Origin of the sequence: Pseudarthrobacter sp. J47 (assembly GCF_049810315.1) — a bacterium.
Classification (GTDB): domain Bacteria; phylum Actinomycetota; class Actinomycetes; order Actinomycetales; family Micrococcaceae; genus Arthrobacter.
In genome coordinates, this window is record NZ_CP187358.1 from 2,692,913 (window position 1) to 2,715,368 (window position 22,456).

A 22,456-nucleotide genomic window follows, 5' to 3' on the forward strand; every position below is an offset into this window, starting at 1 on the left:
GGCCGGACGTCGAAATCCCCGACTCCAGCCGGGCAGTTCTGTTTAATGGGTAGACGCCCATTGCATGCAGGCACAGAAGCAGACCACCGAAGTTAAGAGGCACTTGTGGAAGACAGGAAGCTGCGCATTGCAGCTGTAGGAGATGAACTGCTGGCCGGACTGGGCGATCCCCGGGCGCTCGGCTGGCTTGGCCGTGTCCTGGCCCGCACCCCGCAAGATAACCTGACGCTGGAGAGCTACCCGCTGCCCTGCCCCGAAGAAGGCACCGAGGGACTGGCAGCGCGCTGGCTGGAGGAAGCCAGCAGGCGTTTTGGCGATAACCATGAGAACCGGCTGATCATCGGGCTGTCCGGCCGCGATATCGAGTTCGGCGTCTCGACTGCCCGGAGCCGCCTGAACCTGGCCAACATCCTGGACTCCGCCTCACAGAACCGCATCGAAGTGTTCGTCGTTGGACCGCCGCCCACGTTGGATCCGGTACAGAACCGTAAGCTGGATGACCTCAACACCGCCTTTGCGGATGTCACAACACGCCGGAAGCACCTGTATGTGGACACCTTTTCACCGTTGTTGAACCACGAGCAGTGGCGGCAGGACCTGGCCGCCAACAGCGGCAGCCCCGGCCAGGCCGGTTATGGGCTCATGGCCTGGCTGGTCCTGCACCGCGGATGGTTCCAGTGGCTGGGCCTGGAGGCCACCGAGTAACGTGAAGTAACCGTCACGATTTATCCCACACCGGAGGAAGCATGACTGAGCAGAGCTGGACCGTTTCGGATCCGCAGACCATCGACGTCGACGATGTCAGCAGCCTCAAGCTTGGCGTATTCCGTGGCAGCTTCGACATCAGCCCCGCGCCTGACGGCCGGACGCACATCACGATCAGTGACGTCCAGGGCGAGCCCCTCACGGTTTCTTCCAGCGACGGACACCTGGAGATCCGGCAACAGCCGCACGGCCCCCAGGGATGGCTGCGGAGCCTGATGCAGACCGTCCATACGAACACCGCGAATTCCGCAGTTATCAGCATCCAGCTGCCCGCAACGGCCGACGTCGAGGCAGGTACTGTCAGCGGCACCGGCAACATCACGGGCCTCCAGGCACACGTCAAGCTCAACACTGTCTCCGGGACGCTCAGCACGGCTGCAACCAGCGGAGACCTGCATGTCAACACGGTCAGCGGCGGGGTGACGGTCGTGGACCACGACGGCGTCCTGACCGCCAAGAGCGTGTCGGGTGAGGTTGCGGCCTCGGGCCGTTTCACCCATATCCGGGCCAACACCGTGAGCGGAAACATGACCTTTGACCTCCTCGGATTCACCGAGGACTTTGGCGCCAATTCCGTGTCCGGTGATTTGACGGTCCTGCTCCCGGCCGACGTCGGCGTTGACCTGGTGGCCAACTCCCCCGGTGGCGGATTTGTGATCGATAACCAGTCCTACAGTCCGGCCGGTGGAAAGCTGCAAACCATCGCGGGACCCGATGCCCGCCTGCTGCTGGCCAGGACCAACTCCGTTTCCGGAACGGTCACCTTCGCGCACAAGCCTGCTTCAGAGGCGTAGGCCACGAGGGGTGTCCCGGTTCGCAGCCGGTGCCCTGATGTGGGAGACTTGAGGGCAGCTCTTTTGAGTACCAACATTAAGGAGGCCAGCTATGAGCAAGCGAGCACGCAAGCGTCGTGACCGTAAGCGTGGCGGCGCGAACCACGGGAAGCGCCCCAACACCTAAGCAAGCGCTTGGGATAACGGCTTAAAGCAAGCAGCCCCGGAACCATTCGGTTCCGGGGCTGCTTGCTTTAAGGGGTTCGTCCTGAAGCCGGCGCCTCAGGCTTCAACGGTTCGGATTGCGTGGATCCGGTCCAGGATGGCGTTCTTGAGGTTTTCCGGCGCAGACTCGGTGCAGGACCGCTTCACCAGGTTGCGGATCACGCATTCGAGGTCGTACTGCTCGGCGCACTCCGGGCAGTCGTCCAGGTGCTGCTTGATTTCACCCAGGTCCTCGCGGGTCAGCGCTCCGTCAAGGTATTCGTAGATGCGTTGCATCCGGGTGTCGTCGCAATCGCCCAATCCCTGGCAGTCGCTCATTTCGTGTTCTCCTGTTGTGTCCCTGCGGCCTCATTGCTGGGCCCGCCTGCTGATTTGAAACCGCGTTCCGCGGCGTAGTCGGCAAGCATGTCCCGCAGCATTTTGCGGCCGCGGTGCAACCGGGACATGACGGTGCCGATGGGGGTGTTCATGATGTCCGAAATTTCCTTGTACGCGAAGCCTTCGACGTCCGCGAAGTAGACCGCCAGGCGGAACTCTTCGGGGATCGCCTGCAAGGCGCGCTTAACGTCGGAATCCGGAAGGTGGTCCAGCGCCTCGGCCTCGGCCGAGCGCAGGCCCGTGGATGTGTGCGAACCTGCCCGTGCCAGCTGCCAATCCTCGATGGTGTCTGAGTTGGACTGCAGGGGTTCACGCTGCCGTTTGCGGTACAGGTTGATGTACGTGTTGGTGAGGATCCGGTACAGCCAGGCCTTGAGGTTTGTTCCGGGCTTGTACTGATGGAAAGCCGAGAACGCCTTGGTGTAGGCCTCCTGCACCAGGTCCTCAGCGTCTGCCGGATTCCGCGCCATCCGCATGGCCGCCGAGTAGAGCTGGTCCACGTACTGCATGGCATCCCGCTCAAACCGGACGCGGCGTTCCTCCGTGGACTCGGCCGCAACATCCACGTCCGGACCGGAGTCGGCGTAGGTTTCTACGGCATCCTCAGCGTGTGCCGGGTCTGCTTCGCTGCCGGCATTGCCGCCTGCAGCTTGGTACATGGCCGTCGAGGCCGGATCCAGGGTACTCATTGCGCTCAAGTCTACTGCGACACCGTGGGATGGCCGCAGGCCGTACTCTTGCGCGGAAGCTTCCGGATCAAAGTCCGCAGCCTCGAGCTTCATGGGTCCTGATGCTTCCGTTTCCGCCGGCTTCAACAGCGTCAAAAAGTCCAACTCCGCTCCATGGTCCGGTTCACGGCCGGGATCTGGTTCCCGGCTCCGATGACCACAACCCTGTGCGGCGGGCAAATATTCCCCAAAAGTGCAAGACTAGAAAGGATTCCGCCGCGATCGATGCGGTTCGTTCAGCCAGGAGGAACTTCATGTCCGTAGTCCGTTTTCTCGCCCGGCCAATGCTCGCGTCAAGCTTCGTGGTAGCCGGCATGGATAAGCTCAAGAACGCTGACGACACCGCCCAGCAGCTGTCCCCCATCCTGCGCCGTGCGTCCCAGTCCCTGCCGTTCGCCACCAGCGACAAAACGTTGGCCCGCGTCATCGGCGGCACCCAGGTCGGAGCCGGTGTGCTGTTTGGCCTGGGCAAGTTCTCACGCCTGTCCGCCGGCATCCTGGTCCTGGTCTCAGCGCTCAACACCTATGTGGAGTGGCGCAGCGCGGACATCAGCAACAAGGAGGGACGTGATGCCCGGCGCCGGCAACTGCTCAAGAACGTCTCACTGAGTGGTGGCGTCCTGCTGGCAGCCGTGGATACCGCCGGCAAGCCGAGCCTTGCCTGGCGCGCCGAGCACCTCGCTGCCGATGCGAAGAAGGCGGCGGGCCACTTGAGCTCGGACGTCAGGAAAACCACAGGGAAGCAGTGGCACAAGGCAGACAAGGCCGTCCGCCGCGCAGTTGACCAGGTCGCGGGGGCATAACACCGCATGTCCGGCACTGCCCCAACTTCAGGCACCACCCTCCAGGACCACTGGCCTGCTCCGTACGCCAGCAACCCGGTGAACGCCACGGTCCGTATTCCCGGCTCCAAGTCGCTGACCAACCGCTTCCTGGTCCTGGCGGCCCTCGCTGACGGACCCTCCCGGCTGCGGGCTCCCCTGCACTCACGCGACTCGGCCCTTATGGTCCAGGCCCTGCGCCAGCTCGGCGCCACAGTCACCGAAGTTCCCGGGGACGGCGCCTTCGGGCCTGACCTGGAAATCACGCCCATCAGTTCCTCTGCCCCCGCGGCTGCCTCCACGATCGATTGCGGGCTGGCCGGCACGGTGATGAGGTTTGTTCCGCCGCTTGCCGCCCTGCGGCATGGGTCAACCATGTTCGACGGCGATCCGCACGCCCGTGAGCGTCCCATGGGAACCATCATCGAGGCACTGTCCGCGCTGGGTGTTGCTGTTGCGGCACCCGATGGTGGGACGCCGTCGTCGTTGCCGTTTGTTGTGGAGGGCAACGGCGAGGTCCGCGGCGGTCACCTGGTGATTGACGCGAGCGCGTCGTCGCAGTTCGTCTCGGCCCTGCTGCTGGTGGGAGCGCGCTTTACGGAAGGCCTGCACCTGGAGCACGTGGGGAAGCCGGTGCCCAGCCTGGACCACATCACCATGACTGTGGCTGCCCTGCGCAGCGTGGGCGTCACAGTGGATGATTCCGTGCCCAACCACTGGGTGGTTGCACCCGGCCCCATCCGGGCCTTCGACCAGCGGATCGAACAGGATCTGTCCAACGCCGGGCCGTTCCTGGCGGCCGCACTGGCCACCGGCGGCACGGTCCGGATCCCGGACTGGCCGGAACACACCACGCAGGTGGGCGACATGTGGCGGGGCATCCTCACCGCCATGGGCGCGGAAGTTACCTATAGGGACGGCATCCTCACCGTCACAGGCGGCCCCGAAATCAAGGGCGGCACGTTCGACGAAACCAGTGAACTCGCCCCCACGGTCGCTGCGCTGTGTGCCCTTGCAACCACGCCTTCCCGGCTCAGCGGCATTGCCCACCTCCGTGGCCACGAAACGGACAGGCTGAAGGCGCTGGTCACCGAGATCAACCGGCTGGGCGGCCGGGCCGAGGAAACCAGCGACGGGCTCGTCATTTCCCCGGCACCCCTGCATGCGGGCGTGGTCCAAAGCTACGCGGACCACAGGATGGCCACCGCGGGCGCCATCCTGGGGCTGGCAGTAGAAGGCGTGGAGGTCCAGGACATCGGCACCACCGCCAAGACCATGCCGGACTTCCCGGAACTTTGGGCCGACATGCTGGGACAGTCCTCACGGAGGGCAGAGGACCCCGCGGCCGCACAGACCGCAGGCCAGCGGCCGGGAGGCCCTGCCAGTGCCCCGTAGGACTGATTCCTGGGACGAATCCGACGTCAGGATCCGTCCCAGTAAAAAGGGCTCCCGGCCCCGCACCAAGGACCGGCCCAGCCACGACGACGCCGTAACGGGCAGAATCATCACCGTGGACCGCGGCCGCTACACGGCCGTAGTGGACGAGGCTTCACCTGATGAACGCGTTGTCATTGCGGCCCGGGCCCGCGAACTCCGCCGATCCCCGGTGGTGGCGGGAGACTTCGTCTCCCTGGTCGGAGATGTCTCCGGAGCACCGGACACCCTGGCCCGCCTGGTCCGGATCCAGGACCGGAACACCCTGCTGCGCCGCAGCGCGGACGACACCGATCCGATTGAACGCGCCGTTGTCGCCAACGCCGACCAACTGGTAGTGGTTGTGGCCGCGGCCAACCCCGAACCGCGGACAGGCTTCATCGACCGGGCCCTGGTTGCCGCCTACGACGCCGGCATCGAGCCGCTCCTGCTGGTCACCAAGGCCGACGTCAAGGATCCGGCCGAGCTGCTTTCCAATTACGAACACCTCGACTTCCCGGTGATCATCAGCCGCACGGCAGACAGCGGCGTGTCAGGCATTGATGCCCGGTCCGACGACGGACTCTCGGCCAAGCTGGACAAACAGGCGGTCGCTGAACTGCGGGCACACCTGGATGGCAAGGTCACCGTGATGCTGGGGCATTCCGGCGTCGGAAAATCGACCATGGTCAACGCACTCACCGGTGCGGAACGTGCCACGGGTGGCGTAAACGCAGTGACCGGCCGTGGACGGCATACGTCCTCATCGGCGCTTGCCCTGAAACTCACGGATTCCCCGGCCGGCAGCTGGATCATCGACACCCCCGGCATCAGGTCCTTCGGACTGGCGCACGTGGACCCGGACCGCATCCTGAGGGCCTTTCCGGACCTGGAACCGGGCACCGAAGGTTGCGGCCGCGGCTGCAAGCACAAGGACACCCCTGACTGTGGCCTGGATGCGTATGTTGCAGCGGGCAGCGCGGGGCCTTCAGGACCTGCCAGGCTCGCCTCGCTGCGCCGCCTGTTGGGCGTGGACCCGCGCCTGGAAGGCCAGGAGTCCAAGGAGCTCGGCAGCATCAGCTGAGACCGTTGGCGGCCGATCTCCCGGGTTCCACACCACTTTGGCGGTAGCTTGTAACCATGATCCAACCCTCTTCGAGCTACAACGATGACCTGCGCCTTGCCCACGTACTGGCCGATTCGGTCGATGACCAGACGATGAGCAGGTTCAAGGCCCTGGACCTGAAGGTCGAGACCAAGCCTGACCTGACGCCCGTGACCGACGCGGACAAAGCGGCTGAGGAAGCCATCCGGGGACAGCTTTCCCGCTCCCGTCCGCGCGACGCCGTACTGGGCGAGGAATTCGGCAGCAGCGGTCACGGTTCCCGGCGTTGGATCATCGATCCCATCGACGGCACGAAGAACTTTGTCCGGGGTGTTCCCGTGTGGGCCACGCTGATTGCCCTCGTTGATGAAGGCGAACCGGTGGTTGGCGTCGTCAGCGCCCCGGCGCTGGGCAAGCGCTGGTGGGCCGCCAAGGGCGCCGGGGCCTACATGGGCCGGTCCCTGGCTGCTGCCACCAGGCTCAGGGTTTCCAACGTGTCCGCGTTGTCAGATGCTTCACTTTCCTATTCCAGCCTGGGCGGCTGGAAGGAACGCGGCAACCTCAATGAGTTCCTTGCACTGACGGAGGACGTCTGGCGCACGCGCGCCTTCGGGGATTTCTGGTCCTACTGCATGGTGGCTGAAGGTGCCGTCGACATTGCCTGTGAACCCGAACTCAACCTGTACGACATGGCCGCCCTGGTGCCCATCGTGGTTGAGGCCGGAGGCAGGTTTACGTCCCTGGAAGGCGAGGACGGTCCGTTTGGCGGCAATGCCCTGGCGACGAACTCGATCCTCCACTCCGAAGTACTCAAGCGGCTCAACCCGGACGTCGACGATCTCCTCTGAGACCGCGTAGCTTTCCGTAACAAATGCAGTAATAAAGCAGTTCGCGGCCGGTCGGGGTTTTTACCCGGCCGGCCATTGTTCTAGTCTTCTAACAGGTCACGAGTGCCAGCGCTAAACCCCGGTTTGCTGGCCGGCAACCCTCCATTCGCGGTGGGGTGCCCCGGGTGACGACCAGGCCGGTCCGGAGTGGATGCGGCAAGCGCGGATTCCCTGCAATGGGCGTCCTGTATTTGTGAGGTCCCATGACTGCTGTCACTTTTTCTCCCCTGAGCAACTCCCTGGCCGCCCGTCCGTTGGCTGCGGTCACTGGCGCCGAGATCCAGGCCCCGCTCATCTCCGGCGGGCATGTGCGCTACGCCAACCTTGATTACGGGGCTTCGGCACCGGCCCTCTCGGTGGTCTCCGCCTACCTGAACGAGATCCTGCCGTACTACGCCAGCGTCCACCGCGGAGCCGGGTATGCCTCCCAGATCAGCACGTCGGTGTATGAGAACGCCCGTAACATCGTCAGGGACTTCGTGGGCGGACGCCCCGACGATTCAGTGATCTTCACCCGTAACACCACCGATTCCCTGAACCTGCTGGCCGGCTGCCTCCCCGTTGTGGACGGACGCCACGCGGGCGAAGTCCTGTACCTGGACATCGAGCACCACGCCAACCTCCTTCCCTGGCAGGGCGTGCCGCACCGCAGTGTGGTGGCTGAGCAAACGATCGCCGGCACTGTTGAGGTGCTCCGCAGGGAACTGGCACAGGGCGATGTCAGCCTGCTGGCTGTCACCGGCGCATCGAACGTTACCGGCGAGATCCTGCCCATCGACGACCTTGCGGCCCTGGCCCACGAACATGGCGCCCGGATTGTTGTGGATGCTGCGCAACTGGCACCGCACCGCCGCATCAACATAGCCGCGTCCGACGTCGACTACCTCGCCTTCTCCGGCCACAAGCTCTACGCCCCGTTCGGCGCCGGCGTCCTGGTCGGACGCCCGGACTGGCTCGACGCCGGCACACCGCACCTCGCGGGCGGCGGTGCCGTCAGGGAAGCCCGGATTGATGGAGTCAGCTGGACCACCGGCCCCGCGCGCCATGAAGGCGGCTCCCCCAACGTCCTGGGTGCAGCCACGCTCGCCCGGGCCACCCAGGTGCTGGCCGCCATCGATGCCACGCTGGTGAGCGGACACGAGGCAGCCATCAGGGAACACCTGGTGGAAGGGCTCACTGCCATCGACGGCGTCACCGTGCACCACATCTTCGAGGACTCCACCGACACCGTTGGCGTGGTGAACTTCTCCGTGGAGGGCTATGACGCCGGCCTGGTGGCGGCCTACCTTTCCGCTGAACACGGAGTGGGACTGCGCGATGGCCGGTTCTGCGCCCATCCCCTGCTTAAGCGGCTGGGCCTGCCGTCCGGCTCACTCCGGGCCAGCTTCGGCCTTGGTTCCCGGCTTGAGGATGCTGAACGCCTGCTGGCCGGCATCGACGCACTCCGCCGGACCGGGCTGGGCTGGGACTATGTGGTGGATTCCGGCCGTTGGGTGCCGGCCAATGACACCCGCATCTACCCGCACTGGGCGCCCAACACCCCTGGAACAGCTGGCGCAGCGCCCTGCTCCGTGGACTGACCTGCGGTAAATTCGTTAGGACAGGTTTTACGCGGGAACAATAGGAGGCGGCCGGTGGCACGCGGCGGACCCAAGCTGGAGCACGGCCGGCGCCGGGAAATGAGCCGCAGTTTCCAGGACGGCGGCGAGCACTACCACCGCGTCAGACCCGGCTACCCGGCCGCGGCCGTTGACTGGCTTCTTCCGGCCGGGGCCCATGACGTTGCCGATCTTGGAGCGGGCACGGGTAAGTTCACAGCCCTCCTGCTGGAGCGCGGCCTGCAGGTCACCGCAGTAGACCCGTCAGCGGACATGCTCGCCCAGTTGCACCTGTCCTGCCCGGCCGCAACGGCCTGCCTTGGCTCTGCCGAGGTGACCGGACTGCCCGACTCCGCGTTCGACGTCGTCAGTGCCGCCCAGGCATGGCACTGGGTGGATCCGGTGGCCGCCAGCAGCGAGGCAGCCCGGATCCTGCGGCCCGGCGGAACGCTGGCGCTGATCTGGAACCAGCTGGACACCACTGTCCCGTGGGTTCACCGGTTATCGCGCATTATGCACGCCGGAGATGTTCTCAAGCCGGACTTCCGGCCGGCTGTAGGCCCCGAATTCCGGAAACTTGAAGGACGGCAGTTCCGCTGGGAGGATGCCGTGACGACCCATGACATCGTGGAACTCACCAAGTCACGCAGTTACTACCTGTCCGCACAAGAGCAGACACGCACCAAGGTCCTGGCCAACCTGGAATGGTACCTGCATGAACACCTGGGCCACGGGGACACCGAACAACTTGGTCTCCCCTACGTCACCCAGGCCTGGCTGGCCACGAGGCCCTGATGCAGGCCCCTGGAAGAGTAGGCTTGATCCCGTGAAGAGCACCGCGCCGTCATCGTCCATCGAGGACTACGTCAAGGTTATCTATTCGTTTACCGAATGGCAGGACAAGCCCATCACGTCCTCGCAGCTGGCCCAGCGCCTGGGCGTGGCCAACTCATCCGTCTCGGAAATGGTCCGGAAGCTGAAGGACCAGGGCCTGGTGGACCATCAGCCGTACGGCGCCATCACGCTCACTCCCGAAGGTCTCCGGCTCGCATTGTCCATGGTGCGCCGTCACCGGTTGATCGAGACCTACCTCGTGCGCGAACTCGGCTACAGCTGGGATGAGGTCCATGACGAGGCCGAACTCCTGGAACATGCCGTGTCCGACACCTTCATCGAGCGGATGGCGGCAAAACTGGGCAACCCGGATCGGGACCCGCATGGCGATCCCATCCCGGGAGCGGACGGCCTGGTCAGAATGCCCAAGGCGTACCTGATGAACGAACTCGACGCCGGCCACACCGGCCGGATTACCCGCATCAGTGACGACAATCCCGAGCTGCTCCGCTATTTGGCGGCCGAACACATTGACCTTGATTCGGACGTCGAGGTCGTGGGGCGCAAGCCGTTCGGTGGTGCGCTGATGGTCCGGATAGGCAACGGCACCGGCCAGCGCGAATTCGACCTCGCCGAAGAGGTGGCCTCCGCCTTGTGGGTCTACAGCGACGCACCCCACCAGGGTTGCCTGGTGGGGACCTCCGGGTGACACCTGGCCGCTGGCCTTCCTGGCGGGCATGGCTCGCCGTGGCCATAGGCGGAATCTGCGGTACGGAGCTTCGCTACGGCCTGGGGCTGATGTTTCCCGAACACTCCGGCGCGATCCCCTGGACCACCCTCGGCATCAATGTTGTGGGCAGCTTCGTCCTGGCCTTCCTGACCACCGTATGGATGGCCCGGCCGGGCACCGCTTTCTGGCTGCGGGCGGGACTGGGTCCAGGACTCCTTGGTTCCTTCACCACCTTCTCTGCGGTGGCCTACTCGTTGGACTCCCTGGCGCGCAGTGGAGCCTACCTTCCGTTTGTTGGGTATCTTGCGTTGTCCCTTGTCTTGGGCCTCGGGGCTGCTGCTGCCGGCTGGCGGGCCGGTCACGCCATGCCCGGCGGCAGCACCCTGCAGAGCCGGGGCACACCGTGACCGCCGCACTCCTGGTAGGTGCCTTCGGCATGCTGGGCGCGCTGCTGCGCTTCGGCGTCGATACCTGGTTTGCCCACCACACGCCCGGCCCCGTTCCAGTCCCCCGCAACCTGCCGCAGGGCCGGTCCACCACCGTCCACCGGCACTGGCCTTGGGCCACTCTGCTCGTGAACGTTGCAGGCTGTGCCATGATCGGGATGGCGCTCGGCGCCACTGCAGGCATCCCGCCCGGACAATGGCAGACCGGGCTGGCGGCGGGACTGGCCGGCGGACTGACAACGTTCAGTTCCTGGACCACCGCCACCGTCAGGCTGTTCAGTGAGGCCAGGTATGCCGCTGCGGCAATGAATGTTGTGGCAAACCTGGTCCTTGGACTGTCCGCCGCAGCAGCCGGTATGGCACTGGTGGGTTAAAACCTGCCTAATCCTGGCCCATCCGGACGCATATGGCCGGCAGGCAGGGCGGACTCCCGTATGGTTGATGGTGATGATCAGCAGACGTGACGCGGCAATTGCCCTCGATATCCCCCTTGAAATGGCGCAGCGCCACGGCGTTCCGTCGCGGGTGAGCCGCGAGGAACTGGATGAACTATTCAATAATCCACCGGCCTGGCTGGTCCAGTCACGCGCCAACCGGACGGGCAAGCGGCCGGTGTGGGTCCATTTGACGTGCACTGTCTGCGGATACGCTGAAGCTGCGCGTCCCAAGAAGTGGTGGCCGGAGTTCACCTACGTCATCTGCGAACACCACTCACCGCGGGACCTTCCTGCCCTGCAGCCCGGTTTTGTGCGGAGTGAATTCGACGGCGTGGGTAGCCGCTTTGTAGGTATCGTCGACGTCGAAGTGCCAGCCTAGCCCTTACAGGGCGTCCCCGGTGGGCCCGCGGTCCTCCACTTCACCACGCCAGGCGCCTGTTTCGGTGCCACGGGACTCGATGAATTCCTTGAACTTCCGCATGTCCGCTTTGACCTGCATTTCATCGATGTTCAGGGCCGCGCCTGCCTTTTCGGCGAACGTTTCCGGGGCCCATTCGAAATGGACCTTGACCTCGGTGTGCTGTGCGTCCAGCGGCTTGAACCGTACGATGCCGGCATGGGATCTGCCGTCAACACTGCGCCACGCGATCCTGTCATCGGGTTCCTGGTCAACGATTTCGGTATCGAACTCCCGCTCAACTCCTGCGATTTTTGCTTTCCAGTGGTTGGTGGTGTCCGTTAGCTGGGTGACTGATTCGACGCCGGACATAAACTCCGGGAACGATTCGAACTGGGTCCACTGGTTGTAGGCCGTACGAACCGGACAGCGACTTCGACTGTCTCTTCAACGGTTTGCATTTGCTTCTCCCTGTCATTGAGTTCCCCCGAAAAACACTAAGCCTACTTGCTATGAGTGTCCAGAGCCTGCCACTGGCAGGCAGACCCTGAAAGGCCTTAGAGACAAAGAAAGCCCCTGGATCACTGGGATCCAGGGGCTGCCTGTGGAGATGGGGGGAATTGAACCCCCGTCCGATGTCGTGTTGTCAGGGCTTCTCCGGGCGCAGTTTGCGTCGGATTTTCTCGGCCCCAGCCATGCTGCAAACAGCTGGCTGATCCGGGCCCAGTCACCTAAAAGTCCCGTTCACCCCGATGACGAGGGTAAACAGCAGTGGCTATCTAAATGACGCCAGGATCCGGGGCGATAGCAACCCCGGGCTGACGGACTGTCTTACTGCTTAGGCAGCGAGAGCGAAGTCAGTGCGCTTAGATTCGGCACTTATTGTTTTGCAGACAGCGTTTACGAGATAATTCTGCATCCTCGGCCCGCTTCACCTGTCGCGACTAACATCGTCGAAACCGATCATCCCCGTATTTTGTTACCAAATGGCTTGTTGCCAAGCCTTCTCCGTTGGAGATCTTTGCCTGAACCTTGGACCAGGCTCCAGATCCCATCCGGACTATCCAGTGTAACGCATGGCCTCCGGAATTCATTCCGGCTGCCGAATTCAATCCCTAGCGCCGGTTCCGTTCACGCATAACACGCAAGGCTTCACGCTTGTCCTGCTGCTCACGCAGGGTCTGGCGCTTGTCGTAGTCCTTCTTACCGCGGGCGACGCCGATCTCAACCTTCGCCCTGCCATCAACGAAATACAGCTGGAGTGGAACGATCGTGAAGCCGGATTCGCGGATCTTGTGGGAAATCTTGGTCAGTTCATCCCGGTGGAGCAGAAGCTTACGACGGCGGCGCGCAGCGTGGTTGGTCCAGCTGCCCTGGTTGTACTCAGGGATATGGATGCCCTCCATCCACAACTCATCGTTGTAGAACGTGCAGAAGCCATCCACCATGGAGGCGTGCCCTTCGCGGAGCGACTTCACCTCGGTACCCATCAAGGCAATGCCTGCCTCATAAGTATCCATCACGTGGTAGTCGTGCCGGGCCTTGCGGTTGGTGGCCACAACTTTCCGGCCACTTTCTTTAGGCACGGTCAAACTCCTCAATCCGGAATTGGTTCACTTTCGCCAGGCGGCGAAGGATCATACAAGTCTACGGCAGCCGAAGCGCTGGCCTAAAGCAGCCGCATGGGGTCAGCAGCCGCGCCGTTCAGCCAGGTTTCAAAGTGCGCGTGGCAGCCCGTGGAGTTGCCAGTGCTTCCCGAGTAGGCGATGAGCTGTCCCTGGGAGACCTGCTGGCCATTGGAAACCACAATGCTGGCGTTGTGATAGTAGATGGTGGTCAGTGAGTTGCCCTGTGTCACGCCATGGGAAAGCTTGACGCGCCAGCCGCCGCCATCGGCCGAACTCCAACCGGAGGAAAACACTTCCCCGGCCGCTGCCGCATACACCGGAGTGCCACAGGGCGCACCGAAGTCGATGCCCGTGTGCATGTACCCACCCGTGCCGTAGAAGTCGATGGTTCCAGGCGGGGTGGCGCGCCAGCCAAAGCCGGAAGTAATCGGCACGTTGCTGGCAAACGGATGCCGAAGCCCAAACGCGGACGGCGATCCCTGTACGGGGACATAAGGCTGGACAGCCTGGCCCTGCGCCCGGGCCGCAGCAGCCGCGGCTTCGGCGATCCGGCGCTGCTCTGCTTCCCAGGCTTCGCGCAGCTTGCGGTCACGCTCGGCGATTTCAGCCGCCACGGCGTTCTGGCTTGCCTCGACAGCAGCCAGCTGACTCTGGATCACCGGCTTGGCAGCCTGCAGCTCGGCGTTCAACCGCGTAGTATCCGCAATGAGCTGGTCAACGTGGGCCTTGTGGGCTGCCGCCTCATCCCGGGCCGCTTTCTCCCTGGCCAGCGCCTCGTCCGCCTTTGCCTTGAGGTCTTTGATTTCTGCCTCAACCGCTTCCAGGCGTGCCTGGGAATTAACGTTGGTGGCGCTTTGCTGCGTCAGTTTCTCCATCGCGGCGTTCTGGCTGCGCATGGCCTGGTCCGCGAGGTCGATGGTGTCCGTAAGGCTGCTGCCGTTTTCGGACCCAAAGAACAGGGTGAGGTTGGACGGAACGCCGCCGGACTTATACGCCTGGGTGGCGATCTGGCCGATCAGCTTTTTGGTTTCCGCGATTTTCTGGTTGTCGGATTCCATTTGGCTGGCAATCTTCGCAAGGTTCTGCTGCGCAAGATCGACCCGTGCGGCCAGCGCTTCTGACTCCTTGACCGCCGAAGCCACACGACCTTGGGCTTCCAGGAGCGCCTGCTGCGCCCCGGGAAGCTGGCCCTGGTACAGCGCCAGCTCGCCGGCTGCTTTGGCAATGTTGGCGTCCACGAATTCAAGAGACTGCTGAACGCGGGCGGCTTCGGCTTCGAGGGCCGCCTGCTTGTCATCGAGCTCGTCAGCAAAGGCCATGGGCGCCGACGCCCCCAGGCTGGCCGCCAGCAGCAGTGAGAGCAAGCCGCTGGTGATCGCCGTGCCGCGCCGCGTTTTGCGCAGACGTGACGCTTTCTGGGGATTCGGGTTCATGAAAATTCCTTCACTGGTGCGCACAGGCTACACCCTCAGGTACTTGCGAAGAGTCAGCAGGGAGGAGATTCCGGCCAAACCGGCTCCCAGGATCAAGAGGGCAGGAGTCAGGATCAGCGTCTGGGCCGGTGAAATAAAAGCGGTATCCGGATACTGCTTGGCCAGGAATTCGCCCAGGAAGAAGTGCGCGACTGCCCAAAGGGTGACCGACGCAAGGGCCGCTCCAATCACCGCCGCGATAACGCCCTCGAGGATAAACGGCAACTGGATCACCGTCTTCGACGCGCCCACCAGGCGCATGATGCCGGTTTCGCGTCGGCGGCTGAAGGCTGACAGGCGGATAGTGGTGGCAATCAGGAGGATGGCGCAGACGATCATCACACCGGCGATGATCACGGCCACCAGGGACGCCGCGTTCATGGCGGAGAAGAGCCGCTCGAGGAGCTGGCGCTGGTCAATGACCGTTTCAACGCCCGGCTGGGAGGAGAAGGTCTCGCTGATGATCTGGTACTTTTCCGGATCCTGCATATTGATCCGGAAAGACGACGGGAGCTGGTCAGGCGTCACGGAATCAACAATCGGCGAGTTGGAGAACTGCTCCTTGAAGTGCTTGTAGGCATCTTCCTGGGACTCGAACGCGAAATCGTTGACGTACTGGCTTACGGCCGGCGATTCCAGCAGCGTCTGCAGGTTGGCGCGTTGCTCTTCGGTGACAGGCCCCGTGGCGCAACCGGCCGCCGTCGAACCGTCACTGCAAAGGAAAATGGCAACCTGGACTTTGTCGTACCAGTAGCCCTTCATCTGGTTGATCTGCAGCTGCAGCATGCCTGCGGCGCCCACGAAGGTGAGGGAGACGAAGGTGACCAGGATGACCGAGACGACCATGGAGACGTTGCGGCGGAGGCCGCTGCCGATCTCGCCGAGGATGAATGCGAGCCTCATGCCCGGACCTCCCCTGCCTGGGCGGTTGACTGTGCCGGGGCTGGCTGGCTGGTGGCCGGTTGGGCGACCACCGGAATCATGGACGTGTAGAGCGCACGGGCCTCGTCACGGATGACCTGCCCGTTCTTCAGCTCCACCACGCGTTTACGCATTTCATTGACGATGTCGTCATCGTGGGTGGCCATCACCACGGTTGTGCCGTTCTGGTTGATCTTGTCCAGGACCTTCATGATGCCCAGCGACGTAGTGGGATCCAGGTTTCCTGTGGGCTCGTCCGCGAGCAGGATTCCGGGCCGGTTGACGATCGCGCGGGCAATGGCAACGCGCTGCTGCTCGCCGCCGGAAAGTTCATGGGGCATCCGGTGTTCCTTGCCCTCCAGGCCCACGGTCTTCAGGACTTCGGGAACGGTGTCACGGATGACGCTGCGGCTTTTCCCGATCACCTGCATGGCGAAGGCCACGTTGGCGAAAACATTCTTCTGCGGCAGCAGGCGGAAGTCCTGGAATACGACGCCGATTCCGCGTCGCAGCCGCGGCACGCGCCACGAGGAAATCTTCGCGACGTTCTGGCCCGCCACGTACACGGCACCGGAGGAAGCGCGGTCCTCTTTGAGGACCAGGCGCAGGAAGGTGGACTTGCCTGAACCGGACGCGCCCACGAGGAAGGCGAATTCGCCGCGGTCGATTTCAAGGGTGACAGAGTCCAGCGCGGGGCGCGCTTTCTGGTCGTACACCTTGGTGACATTTTCGAATCGGATCATGGCCCTATAGACCCTGCAGGCATGCTGAAACAGCCCAGACCTGCAACCGGTGCGCGGGCTTTCGTTTGGGGGGAAGTAGGGCTCCGGCACCTTGACTATACGCAGCAGATCCCTGCGGCGCCCCCGTAACTGGCCGCGTGTCGCGGATTGTGCCTACCGGGTAGGCCCAATCCGTCTATTCGGCGGCGTTACGGTTGTCAGTACGCCAGCGGATGCCGGCGTCGATGAAGTCGTCGATCTCGCCGTCGAACACTGCTGAGGTGTTCCCCACCTCGTGTTCCGTGCGGAGGTCCTTGACCATCTGGTACGGGTTCAGGACGTAGGAGCGCATCTGGTCTCCCCAGGACGCTTTGACGTCACCGGCCAGGGCCTTCTTCTGCGCGTCTTCCTGCTCTTTCTTAAGCACCAGGAGCCTAGACTGGAGGACCCGCATGGCAGCCGCACGGTTCTGCAGCTGGGATTTTTCGTTCTGCATGGACACCACGGTGCCGGTGGGGATGTGGGTCAAACGGACTGCGGAGTCCGTGGTGTTGACCGACTGGCCGCCGGGGCCCGAGGAACGGAAAACGTCAACACGGATCTCGTTGTCCGGGATGTCGATGTGATCCGTCTGCTCAATCAACGGGATCACTTCAACCGCGGCAAAGGAGGTCTGCCGGCGGCCCTGGTTATCGAAGGGGCTGATCCTCACCAGCCGGTGGGTGCCGGCCTCAACGCTGAGTGTTCCGTAGGCGTAGGGAGCCTTGACTTCGAAGGTTGCCGACTTCAACCCGGCTTCTTCGGCGTACGAGGTGTCCATGACTGTGGTGGGGTAGCCATGGCGTTCTGCCCAGCGCAGGTACATGCGCATCAGCATCTCGGCAAAATCCGCGGCATCAACGCCGCCGGCGCCGGCCCTGATGGAAACCACGGCCTCGCGCTCATCGAATTCGCCGGAAAGGAGGGTGACCACTTCCAGGTCCTTCAACGCCTTGCGGATGGATTCCAGCTCGACGGCGGCCTCCCCCATGGAGTCCTCGTCACCTTCGTCCTGGCCCAGTTCCACCAGCACTTCAAGATCGTCGATCCGCGACGCCAGCGTGGTCAGCCGCTCCAGTTCCGACTGGCGATGGGACAACCGCGAGGTGATGACCTGCGCCGCTGCGGGGTCATCCCAGAGGTCCGGTTCCCCCGCGCGTTCGCTGAGTTCAGCGATATCTTCCTTCAGGGCCTCGACGTTGGTGACGTTCTCAATCGAGGTGTAGGTGGCGCGGAGGGCGCGGATTTCTGCGGAAAAATCAATATTGGCCATGGTCGTTTAAGCCTACGCCATCGCGGCCCGGTGCCCTGACGGGCCTATTGCTGGAGCCTGGCGCGGGCCGTGGACGTTGCCTCGATCATAATTCCGTCAGGCACCAGGAAGTTGATGACGGGCGGGTGGACGGCGGCGGCCAGGACCACCACGGCGGTTGAGCCGTCGGGGCTTCCGGTGGTGTCCACGACTGCGAGCCTGTCAAAACGCTGTGATGAAGGTGTCCTGGCCAGGTAATCGGCCGCGACGCTCCTGACCCTGTCGCTGTGGAGGACCGCGGCGGGCGTCCCCGCGGCTGCGTCGAGTTGCCCCAGGGTGTAGCTGTCGGCCGCAGCCAGCGAGGCGCCGTCGGCCATGGACAGCAGCCGTTTGTGTTCGATGTACACGCTGGAAATGCCCATGACCACTGTTGCCACCAGCAGGGCGAGCGTCACGTAGCCGATGATCATGACCATAATCTGGCCATCTTCCCGGGGCTCCTGTGCGGACTGTTCCCTGCCGGGTCCTGGCATTTTCAACGGAACCTTCCGATCAGCTGGGTGGCCGAAGCGTCCACCTCGGTCGCATGGATACCCAGTTCGCCGAACGGAAGGAAGGGCAGGTCGATGGCAAGTTTCACGTTGACTGTCACGGCCGATCCTGCCGCGCTGCAATCCCCCGGCGCGCAGCTCGCCACCACCTGGGCATGGGCGGCGTCATGGCCATAGTCGGAGAGCGTGAGTATGGCCGCCTGTTCGGCCGCAGCCGCCGCCGTCGAAGGATCGCCGTGGGCCACGAAGACTTTCGCCGCCTGGTCTGCTGCACCAACCACGGCAAAGGTGCCGCCCTGGATCTGGCCTACTGTGATGATGAAGTAAACCAGCGGGACCATCAGCAACAATGCCAGGAACGTAAATTCGACGACGGCACTCCCCCGTTCCCCGTCATCGCTCGACCCGCCGTTAACATGCGTTCGGGCTCCCGCTGCATGGCGAAGCCGCCGGAACAGTGACAGTGCCTTAGGGCTGGATGGCAGCATGCCCCTTCACCTCCAGCATGTCCTGCGGGCCGATGAAGCCAATCACGGGAAGCGGCGCACGGACGGTGACTTCGAGGGTACGGAAGCCCTCGTACGTCACTTCAGCAGTGGATATGTCCTGCGCAAAATCCGGCGTCAAGGCTGAACTTATCAACATGGCTGCCCGCTCTTCAGCGTCGCTGGCCGTCCGGTCAGCGAGGGTGCCGTAGCGCGCTCCGGACGACGCGGCGTCGATCAAGGTGTTGCGGATGTGCAGGATCAGCGTCAGCTGGATGATGGCGACGAAGAAAACCGTGAGGAGGCTGCCAACCATAACAAAGTCCACCACGGCGGACCCACGTTCACCGCCAGTGCCGGCGGGCACACAAGGCGCCGCACCGGCGTCGTGCCTCATGTCCTATTTGCCGATCTTGCCCATGGCGTCATTGAACATGGTCTCCAGCGCCGGGCCGGCAATTGCCAGCAGGCCTGCGACCAGGACGGCAGACATCAGTGTGATCATGACCCAGCCGGGGACGTCTCCACGCTCCGGGTGGTCAGCCCTTGCAGCATGCATGCGCCGGACAAAGCCCGCAGCAGCGGCGGAAGATGCCTCCTGTGACGCCAGGACCAAAGCCATCAGGCCGATTCCTATTTTCATGGGGTGTTTCCTTCTGCTTGATAGGTGTTCAGGACAGGTAAAAGGTTCATGGTCGCCGGTTCACAGGCCCACACTGATTGCGGCAATGCCCGGGAAGACGGCAAAAATGACTGTCAGCGGCAGGACACCGAAGACCAGCGGAACCATCATGCCGATCTCCTTTTTGCCGGCGGATTCCATGAGCTCGCGCTTGGCGATGTCCCGGACGTCCTGTGCCTGCGCCCGAAGTACATCGGCCAGCGGTGTACCTCGTTCGACTGCCACCACAATGCCGTCAACAAACCGGATCAGTGGCCCCAGGTCGGTTCTGGACGAAAAGTCCTGCAGTGCTTCCACCAAAGGTTTGCCGGCACGAGTTTCCGCGAGGACCTTGGCGAACTCCTTGGAAAGCTCTCCATGGGCGCTGCGGCACACCCGTTCCATCGCCCCGGCGGCGCTCTCTCCTGCACCAACGGCAAGGGCCATCAGTTCGGCAAGGCTGGGGAACTCGGCCATCATCCGCTGCTCACGCCGGCGCACCTGGACGCCGAGCCAGTAGTCCCGGCCCAGGAACCCTCCGAGTCCACCGGCGAGGACCACAGTCACTGCCAGGAGGAGGCTGAACCGACCCGCGACGGCGCCGAGTATGACCAGCAACAAGGCAACGACAAACCCTGCGACGCCCCAAAGGAGCTGTTCGGCCCGGAAATCGAACGTCGACTTGCTGATGCCGGCCTGGGCGAGGCGTCGCGTTAGCGCCTTGGAACCCGGGTTGAACTTCGCCAGAGCCGCCACACCATCCCTGACCAGCGGACGGACGATGCGTTCCAGAGGGCCGAAGGGCGTGATGTTTTGAGTACCGGTCCTCAGCAGGCGGGACTCCAGGTTCTGTGACTTGAGCTGCGGCTCGATACGCTCGACCAGGGTGATAGGACGCATGAATGGCAGCCTCGCCATGATCAGCCAGAGTCCGATGCCGAGGACAACTCCGCAGGCCAAAGCCGCTGCCGTCGTGCCGGTCATCGCAGGACTCTTTCTTCTTCAGGCAGGGCCCCTATACGCAGCATCACCATGTAGCAGACGATGGAAACGGCCAGCCCGCCCAGCAGGACGGCCGCTCCCAGGGCTGAGTTGTAGGCGGCTACGGCTTCAGGCCTGGTGGCGAGCAGGACCATAACAATCCATGGCGCGGCCACTGCCAGGCGCGCGGCATTGATGGTCCACGACTGGCGGGCCTCGAGCTCGCTGCGGGTCCGGGAACTCTCCCGCAGGAATTCACTGAGCATGCCCAGCAACTTGCCGAGGTCCGACCCGCCCACTTCCCGCGTCAGGCGAAGGGCTTCGACGATGCGGTCCGCCACAGGGTCTGCCAGCCGTTGCTTCAGTGCGTCCAGGGCGACGTCGAAGCGCCCGCCGGAACGGTAGTCCGCACCGAAGTCGCGGAATACGTGGCGAAGCTCCTCGGGTCCGTTGTCTCCCAGCTGGATCAGGGCTTCCGGAAGCGCCAATCCTGCACGGATGGCGGAACGAAGGTGATCAACGACGTCGGGCCATAACTCCCGAAGGACGGCGGCGCGCTTCCGTGCACGCCAGCGGACGATGGCGATGGGAAGGTAACCTCCGAACAGTCCGAAGCACGCCGAAATCGGCAGGGAACGGCTGAACGCGAAGAAAACGAGGGTTACAAAGACCCCAAGACCAAGGCAGGAGGCGATCAGGCCGGCAGGACTGACCCGTTCGATTCCGGCCGAAAGCAACAGGTCCTGGATGCGGCTGCGCCGGGGCGCCCGCTCAACTCTGGCAGGACTCTCCCAAAACGACCACCAGATCAGGAAAAATCCGGCACCAGCAAGAATGCCCAGAAGCGGAGCCATCAGCGGCGTTCCAGCAGGGCGGCTACTTCGTAGCCGGCACGGGCGAATTTTTCCGACGACGGCATCGAGTTGGGCTTCGGGACAAGTTGCCCGTCCTCCATAGCGAACACCATGGACGATTCAATGATGCCGTTTTCCACCCTCCGGCCCAGGGAAAGGATTTCGGTGACCCGCCGTTTGCCGCTTGCCGTACGGCTGCAATGCACCACGAGGTCGATGCAGGAAGCCACGGTGGGCACCACGAATGCGCTGGAAATATTTTCACCGGCCAGCAGCGGCAGGGTGCAGATCTTGGTAACGGCGTCATGGGCTGAGTTTGCGTGGACGGTGCACATTCCGGGCAAGCCGCTGTTAAGTGCAATCAGCATGTCAAGGCTTTCTGCCTCCCGGACCTCTCCCACCACCAGGCGGTCGGGGCGCATCCGGAGGGCCTCCTTGACCAGCCGCCGCAGCGGGATTTCGCCCTCACCTTCAAGGTTGGGCTGGCGGCACTGCAAACCCACCACGTCCCGGAGGGGGAATTGCAGTTCGAAGATTTCCTCGACGGTAATAACCCGCTCCCGGCTGCCGATACCCGCAGCCAGACAGTTGAGCATTGTGGTCTTGCCGGCCTGAGTGGCACCGGAAACCAGGATGTTCAGCCCACTGGCGACAGCGGCGCCCAGGAACCGTGCGGACTGCGGAGTCAGCGTCCCCAATTCGACTAGATGCTCCAGCCTGCTGGCCTTGACCACAAACTTCCTGATATTCACTGCCCAGTGCTTGCGGGTCACGTCAGGAATGACGACGTGGAGCCTGGAACCGTCCGGAAGCGCCGCATCCACAAAAGGCGAGGACATATCGAGCCGACGGCCTGAGCTTTTCAGCATCCGTTCCACCAGGTCACGAACCTGCTGGTCAGTCAGGTTCAGCGAGGTCAGCTCGGATTCACCGTTGCGGGCCACAAAAATCTCATGCGGGGCGTTAATCCAGATTTCCTCGATGCTGGGATCGTCCAGGAGCGGCTGCAGGGGGCCGTAGCCTGCAACCGAATCGAAAACCAGGCGACGTGCCGCCTCCAGGGGGCCCAGCGGAGGCAGCGGACCCAGCAATGCCCGCTCGTCATAGTCATGGACCGCGTCTTCGACGAGCCGCCGCACTTCGCCGTGCTGCCGGGACGGATCCAGCCCACGACGCCGGATGAGCTCGCGGACTTCGTCCTCAACAATGCGTACCGCGTCCATGTTTTCCCCAATACCGGCGCCTCCCAGCAAGGCAACCACTGGGCAACAGCATAGGGACGCAGTCGGCTACGGCAAAGTCACGTGGAGGCAGGTTGTGGATAACACGCGGTAATCGCTGCTGGAACTGGCC

At 63.6% G+C, this 22,456-nt stretch carries 27 protein-coding genes, 1 other RNA gene, 1 pseudogene and 1 riboswitch; of the genes and pseudogenes, 13 read left to right on the top strand and 16 right to left on the bottom strand.

Features of this window, described 5'->3' with window-relative positions; translation table 11 throughout:
• Positions 1-105: 105 nt before the first annotated feature.
• From ACPJW8_RS12315 to ACPJW8_RS12325, 3 genes are all read left to right on the top strand, one after another.
• A complete protein-coding gene (locus ACPJW8_RS12315) occupies positions 106-705 on the top strand; it encodes a GDSL-type esterase/lipase family protein (protein ID WP_330187705.1) in 600 nt (199 codons plus the stop codon).
• A 41-nt stretch (positions 706-746) separates the two neighbouring features.
• Positions 747-1,559 (top strand): DUF4097 family beta strand repeat-containing protein, encoded by an 813-nt coding sequence (locus ACPJW8_RS12320; protein ID WP_330187704.1) that lies wholly within the window; start codon positions 747-749, stop codon positions 1,557-1,559.
• A 91-nt stretch (positions 1,560-1,650) separates the two neighbouring features.
• Positions 1,651-1,725, top strand: coding sequence for a 50S ribosomal protein bL37 (locus ACPJW8_RS12325; protein ID WP_369299106.1), 75 nt, complete (start codon positions 1,651-1,653; stop codon positions 1,723-1,725).
• A gap of 95 nt (positions 1,726-1,820) precedes the next feature.
• Here the strand turns inward: ACPJW8_RS12325 and rsrA are convergent, their stop codons facing one another.
• Positions 1,821-2,081 (bottom strand): mycothiol system anti-sigma-R factor, encoded by a 261-nt coding sequence (rsrA, locus tag ACPJW8_RS12330; RefSeq protein ID WP_330187703.1) that lies wholly within the window; start codon positions 2,079-2,081, stop codon positions 1,821-1,823.
• Positions 2,078-2,830 (bottom strand): sigma-70 family RNA polymerase sigma factor, encoded by a 753-nt coding sequence (locus tag ACPJW8_RS12335; protein WP_330187702.1) that lies wholly within the window; start codon positions 2,828-2,830, stop codon positions 2,078-2,080. The genes rsrA and ACPJW8_RS12335 overlap by 4 nt, the downstream gene beginning before the upstream one ends.
• 293 nt (positions 2,831-3,123) lie before the next feature.
• On the opposite strand from ACPJW8_RS12335, the gene ACPJW8_RS12340 reads away from it, so the two are divergent.
• From ACPJW8_RS12340 to ACPJW8_RS12385, 10 genes are all read left to right on the top strand, one after another.
• The gene (locus ACPJW8_RS12340) at positions 3,124-3,672 is read left to right on the top strand and encodes a DoxX family protein (protein WP_330187701.1); all 549 of its coding nucleotides are present in this window, start codon (positions 3,124-3,126) and stop codon (positions 3,670-3,672) included.
• Between the two features lie 6 nt (positions 3,673-3,678).
• Positions 3,679-5,085, top strand: coding sequence for a 3-phosphoshikimate 1-carboxyvinyltransferase (aroA, locus tag ACPJW8_RS12345; RefSeq protein WP_330187700.1), 1,407 nt, complete (start codon positions 3,679-3,681; stop codon positions 5,083-5,085).
• The gene (gene rsgA, locus ACPJW8_RS12350) at positions 5,075-6,187 is read left to right on the top strand and encodes a ribosome small subunit-dependent GTPase A (protein WP_330187699.1); all 1,113 of its coding nucleotides are present in this window, start codon (positions 5,075-5,077) and stop codon (positions 6,185-6,187) included. The genes aroA and rsgA overlap by 11 nt, the downstream gene beginning before the upstream one ends.
• Positions 6,188-6,243: 56 nt before the next feature.
• On the top strand, positions 6,244-7,056 hold the full coding sequence (gene hisN / locus ACPJW8_RS12355; RefSeq protein WP_330187698.1) for a histidinol-phosphatase: 813 nt from the start codon (positions 6,244-6,246) through the stop codon (positions 7,054-7,056).
• A gap of 94 nt (positions 7,057-7,150) precedes the next feature.
• A riboswitch (SAM riboswitch) is annotated at positions 7,151-7,264 on the top strand.
• 34 nt (positions 7,265-7,298) lie between these two features.
• The gene (locus ACPJW8_RS12360) at positions 7,299-8,675 is read left to right on the top strand and encodes an aminotransferase class V-fold PLP-dependent enzyme (RefSeq protein ID WP_330187697.1); all 1,377 of its coding nucleotides are present in this window, start codon (positions 7,299-7,301) and stop codon (positions 8,673-8,675) included.
• A 54-nt stretch (positions 8,676-8,729) separates the two neighbouring features.
• A complete protein-coding gene (locus ACPJW8_RS12365; RefSeq protein ID WP_330187696.1) occupies positions 8,730-9,488 on the top strand; it encodes a class I SAM-dependent methyltransferase in 759 nt (252 codons plus the stop codon).
• A 31-nt stretch (positions 9,489-9,519) separates the two neighbouring features.
• The gene (locus tag ACPJW8_RS12370) at positions 9,520-10,236 is read left to right on the top strand and encodes a metal-dependent transcriptional regulator (RefSeq protein WP_330187695.1); all 717 of its coding nucleotides are present in this window, start codon (positions 9,520-9,522) and stop codon (positions 10,234-10,236) included.
• Positions 10,233-10,664, top strand: coding sequence for a CrcB family protein (locus ACPJW8_RS12375; RefSeq protein WP_330187694.1), 432 nt, complete (start codon positions 10,233-10,235; stop codon positions 10,662-10,664). The genes ACPJW8_RS12370 and ACPJW8_RS12375 overlap by 4 nt, the downstream gene beginning before the upstream one ends.
• Positions 10,661-11,077, top strand: coding sequence for a fluoride efflux transporter FluC (locus ACPJW8_RS12380; RefSeq protein ID WP_330187693.1), 417 nt, complete (start codon positions 10,661-10,663; stop codon positions 11,075-11,077). Before ACPJW8_RS12375 ends, ACPJW8_RS12380 begins: the two co-directional genes overlap by 4 nt.
• Positions 11,078-11,150: 73 nt before the next feature.
• Entirely contained in the window at positions 11,151-11,519 is a 369-nt protein-coding gene (locus tag ACPJW8_RS12385) for a hypothetical protein (RefSeq protein ID WP_330187692.1), read from the top strand.
• Between the two features lie 3 nt (positions 11,520-11,522).
• On the opposite strand, the pseudogene ACPJW8_RS12390 reads toward ACPJW8_RS12385, so the two are convergent.
• The 14 genes and pseudogenes from ACPJW8_RS12390 to ACPJW8_RS12455 form a co-directional block, all read right to left on the bottom strand.
• Positions 11,523-11,998, bottom strand: a pseudogene (locus ACPJW8_RS12390) (SRPBCC family protein).
• 141 nt (positions 11,999-12,139) lie between these two features.
• Positions 12,140-12,508, bottom strand: a transfer-messenger RNA (tmRNA) gene (ssrA, locus tag ACPJW8_RS12395).
• Between the two features lie 144 nt (positions 12,509-12,652).
• Positions 12,653-13,123 (bottom strand): SsrA-binding protein SmpB, encoded by a 471-nt coding sequence (gene smpB / locus ACPJW8_RS12400; RefSeq protein WP_330187691.1) that lies wholly within the window; start codon positions 13,121-13,123, stop codon positions 12,653-12,655.
• An 83-nt stretch (positions 13,124-13,206) separates the two neighbouring features.
• Positions 13,207-14,598: a peptidoglycan DD-metalloendopeptidase family protein gene (locus ACPJW8_RS12405; protein ID WP_330187690.1), complete on the bottom strand. Its 1,392-nt coding sequence runs from the start codon at positions 14,596-14,598 to the stop codon at positions 13,207-13,209.
• Between the two features lie 27 nt (positions 14,599-14,625).
• Complete coding sequence (gene ftsX, locus ACPJW8_RS12410) at positions 14,626-15,540, bottom strand: permease-like cell division protein FtsX (RefSeq protein ID WP_330187689.1); 915 nt, start codon at positions 15,538-15,540, stop codon at positions 14,626-14,628.
• Complete coding sequence (ftsE, locus tag ACPJW8_RS12415; protein WP_330187688.1) at positions 15,537-16,301, bottom strand: cell division ATP-binding protein FtsE; 765 nt, start codon at positions 16,299-16,301, stop codon at positions 15,537-15,539. Before ftsE ends, ftsX begins: the two co-directional genes overlap by 4 nt.
• A 175-nt stretch (positions 16,302-16,476) precedes the next feature.
• On the bottom strand, positions 16,477-17,592 hold the full coding sequence (gene prfB / locus ACPJW8_RS12420; protein WP_330187687.1) for a peptide chain release factor 2: 1,116 nt from the start codon (positions 17,590-17,592) through the stop codon (positions 16,477-16,479).
• A gap of 44 nt (positions 17,593-17,636) precedes the next feature.
• Positions 17,637-18,104, bottom strand: a complete 468-nt coding sequence (locus ACPJW8_RS12425; protein ID WP_330187686.1) for a pilus assembly protein TadG-related protein — start codon at positions 18,102-18,104, stop codon at positions 17,637-17,639.
• 2 nt (positions 18,105-18,106) lie between these two features.
• Entirely contained in the window at positions 18,107-18,610 is a 504-nt protein-coding gene (locus tag ACPJW8_RS12430) for a hypothetical protein (RefSeq protein ID WP_330187685.1), read from the bottom strand.
• Positions 18,591-18,923, bottom strand: a complete 333-nt coding sequence (locus tag ACPJW8_RS12435) for a TadE/TadG family type IV pilus assembly protein (RefSeq protein ID WP_425256478.1) — start codon at positions 18,921-18,923, stop codon at positions 18,591-18,593. Before ACPJW8_RS12435 ends, ACPJW8_RS12430 begins: the two co-directional genes overlap by 20 nt.
• A gap of 84 nt (positions 18,924-19,007) precedes the next feature.
• Positions 19,008-19,250 carry a hypothetical protein gene (locus ACPJW8_RS12440; protein ID WP_330187683.1) on the bottom strand — a complete coding sequence of 81 codons (243 nt, stop codon included), beginning with the start codon at positions 19,248-19,250 and terminating at the stop codon, positions 19,008-19,010.
• Between the two features lie 60 nt (positions 19,251-19,310).
• On the bottom strand, positions 19,311-20,252 hold the full coding sequence (locus ACPJW8_RS12445) for a type II secretion system F family protein (protein WP_330187682.1): 942 nt from the start codon (positions 20,250-20,252) through the stop codon (positions 19,311-19,313).
• Entirely contained in the window at positions 20,249-21,103 is an 855-nt protein-coding gene (locus tag ACPJW8_RS12450) for a type II secretion system F family protein (RefSeq protein ID WP_330187681.1), read from the bottom strand. Before ACPJW8_RS12450 ends, ACPJW8_RS12445 begins: the two co-directional genes overlap by 4 nt.
• Positions 21,103-22,326 (bottom strand): CpaF family protein, encoded by a 1,224-nt coding sequence (locus ACPJW8_RS12455; RefSeq protein WP_330187680.1) that lies wholly within the window; start codon positions 22,324-22,326, stop codon positions 21,103-21,105. Before ACPJW8_RS12455 ends, ACPJW8_RS12450 begins: the two co-directional genes overlap by 1 nt.
• Positions 22,327-22,456 lie beyond the last annotated feature (130 nt).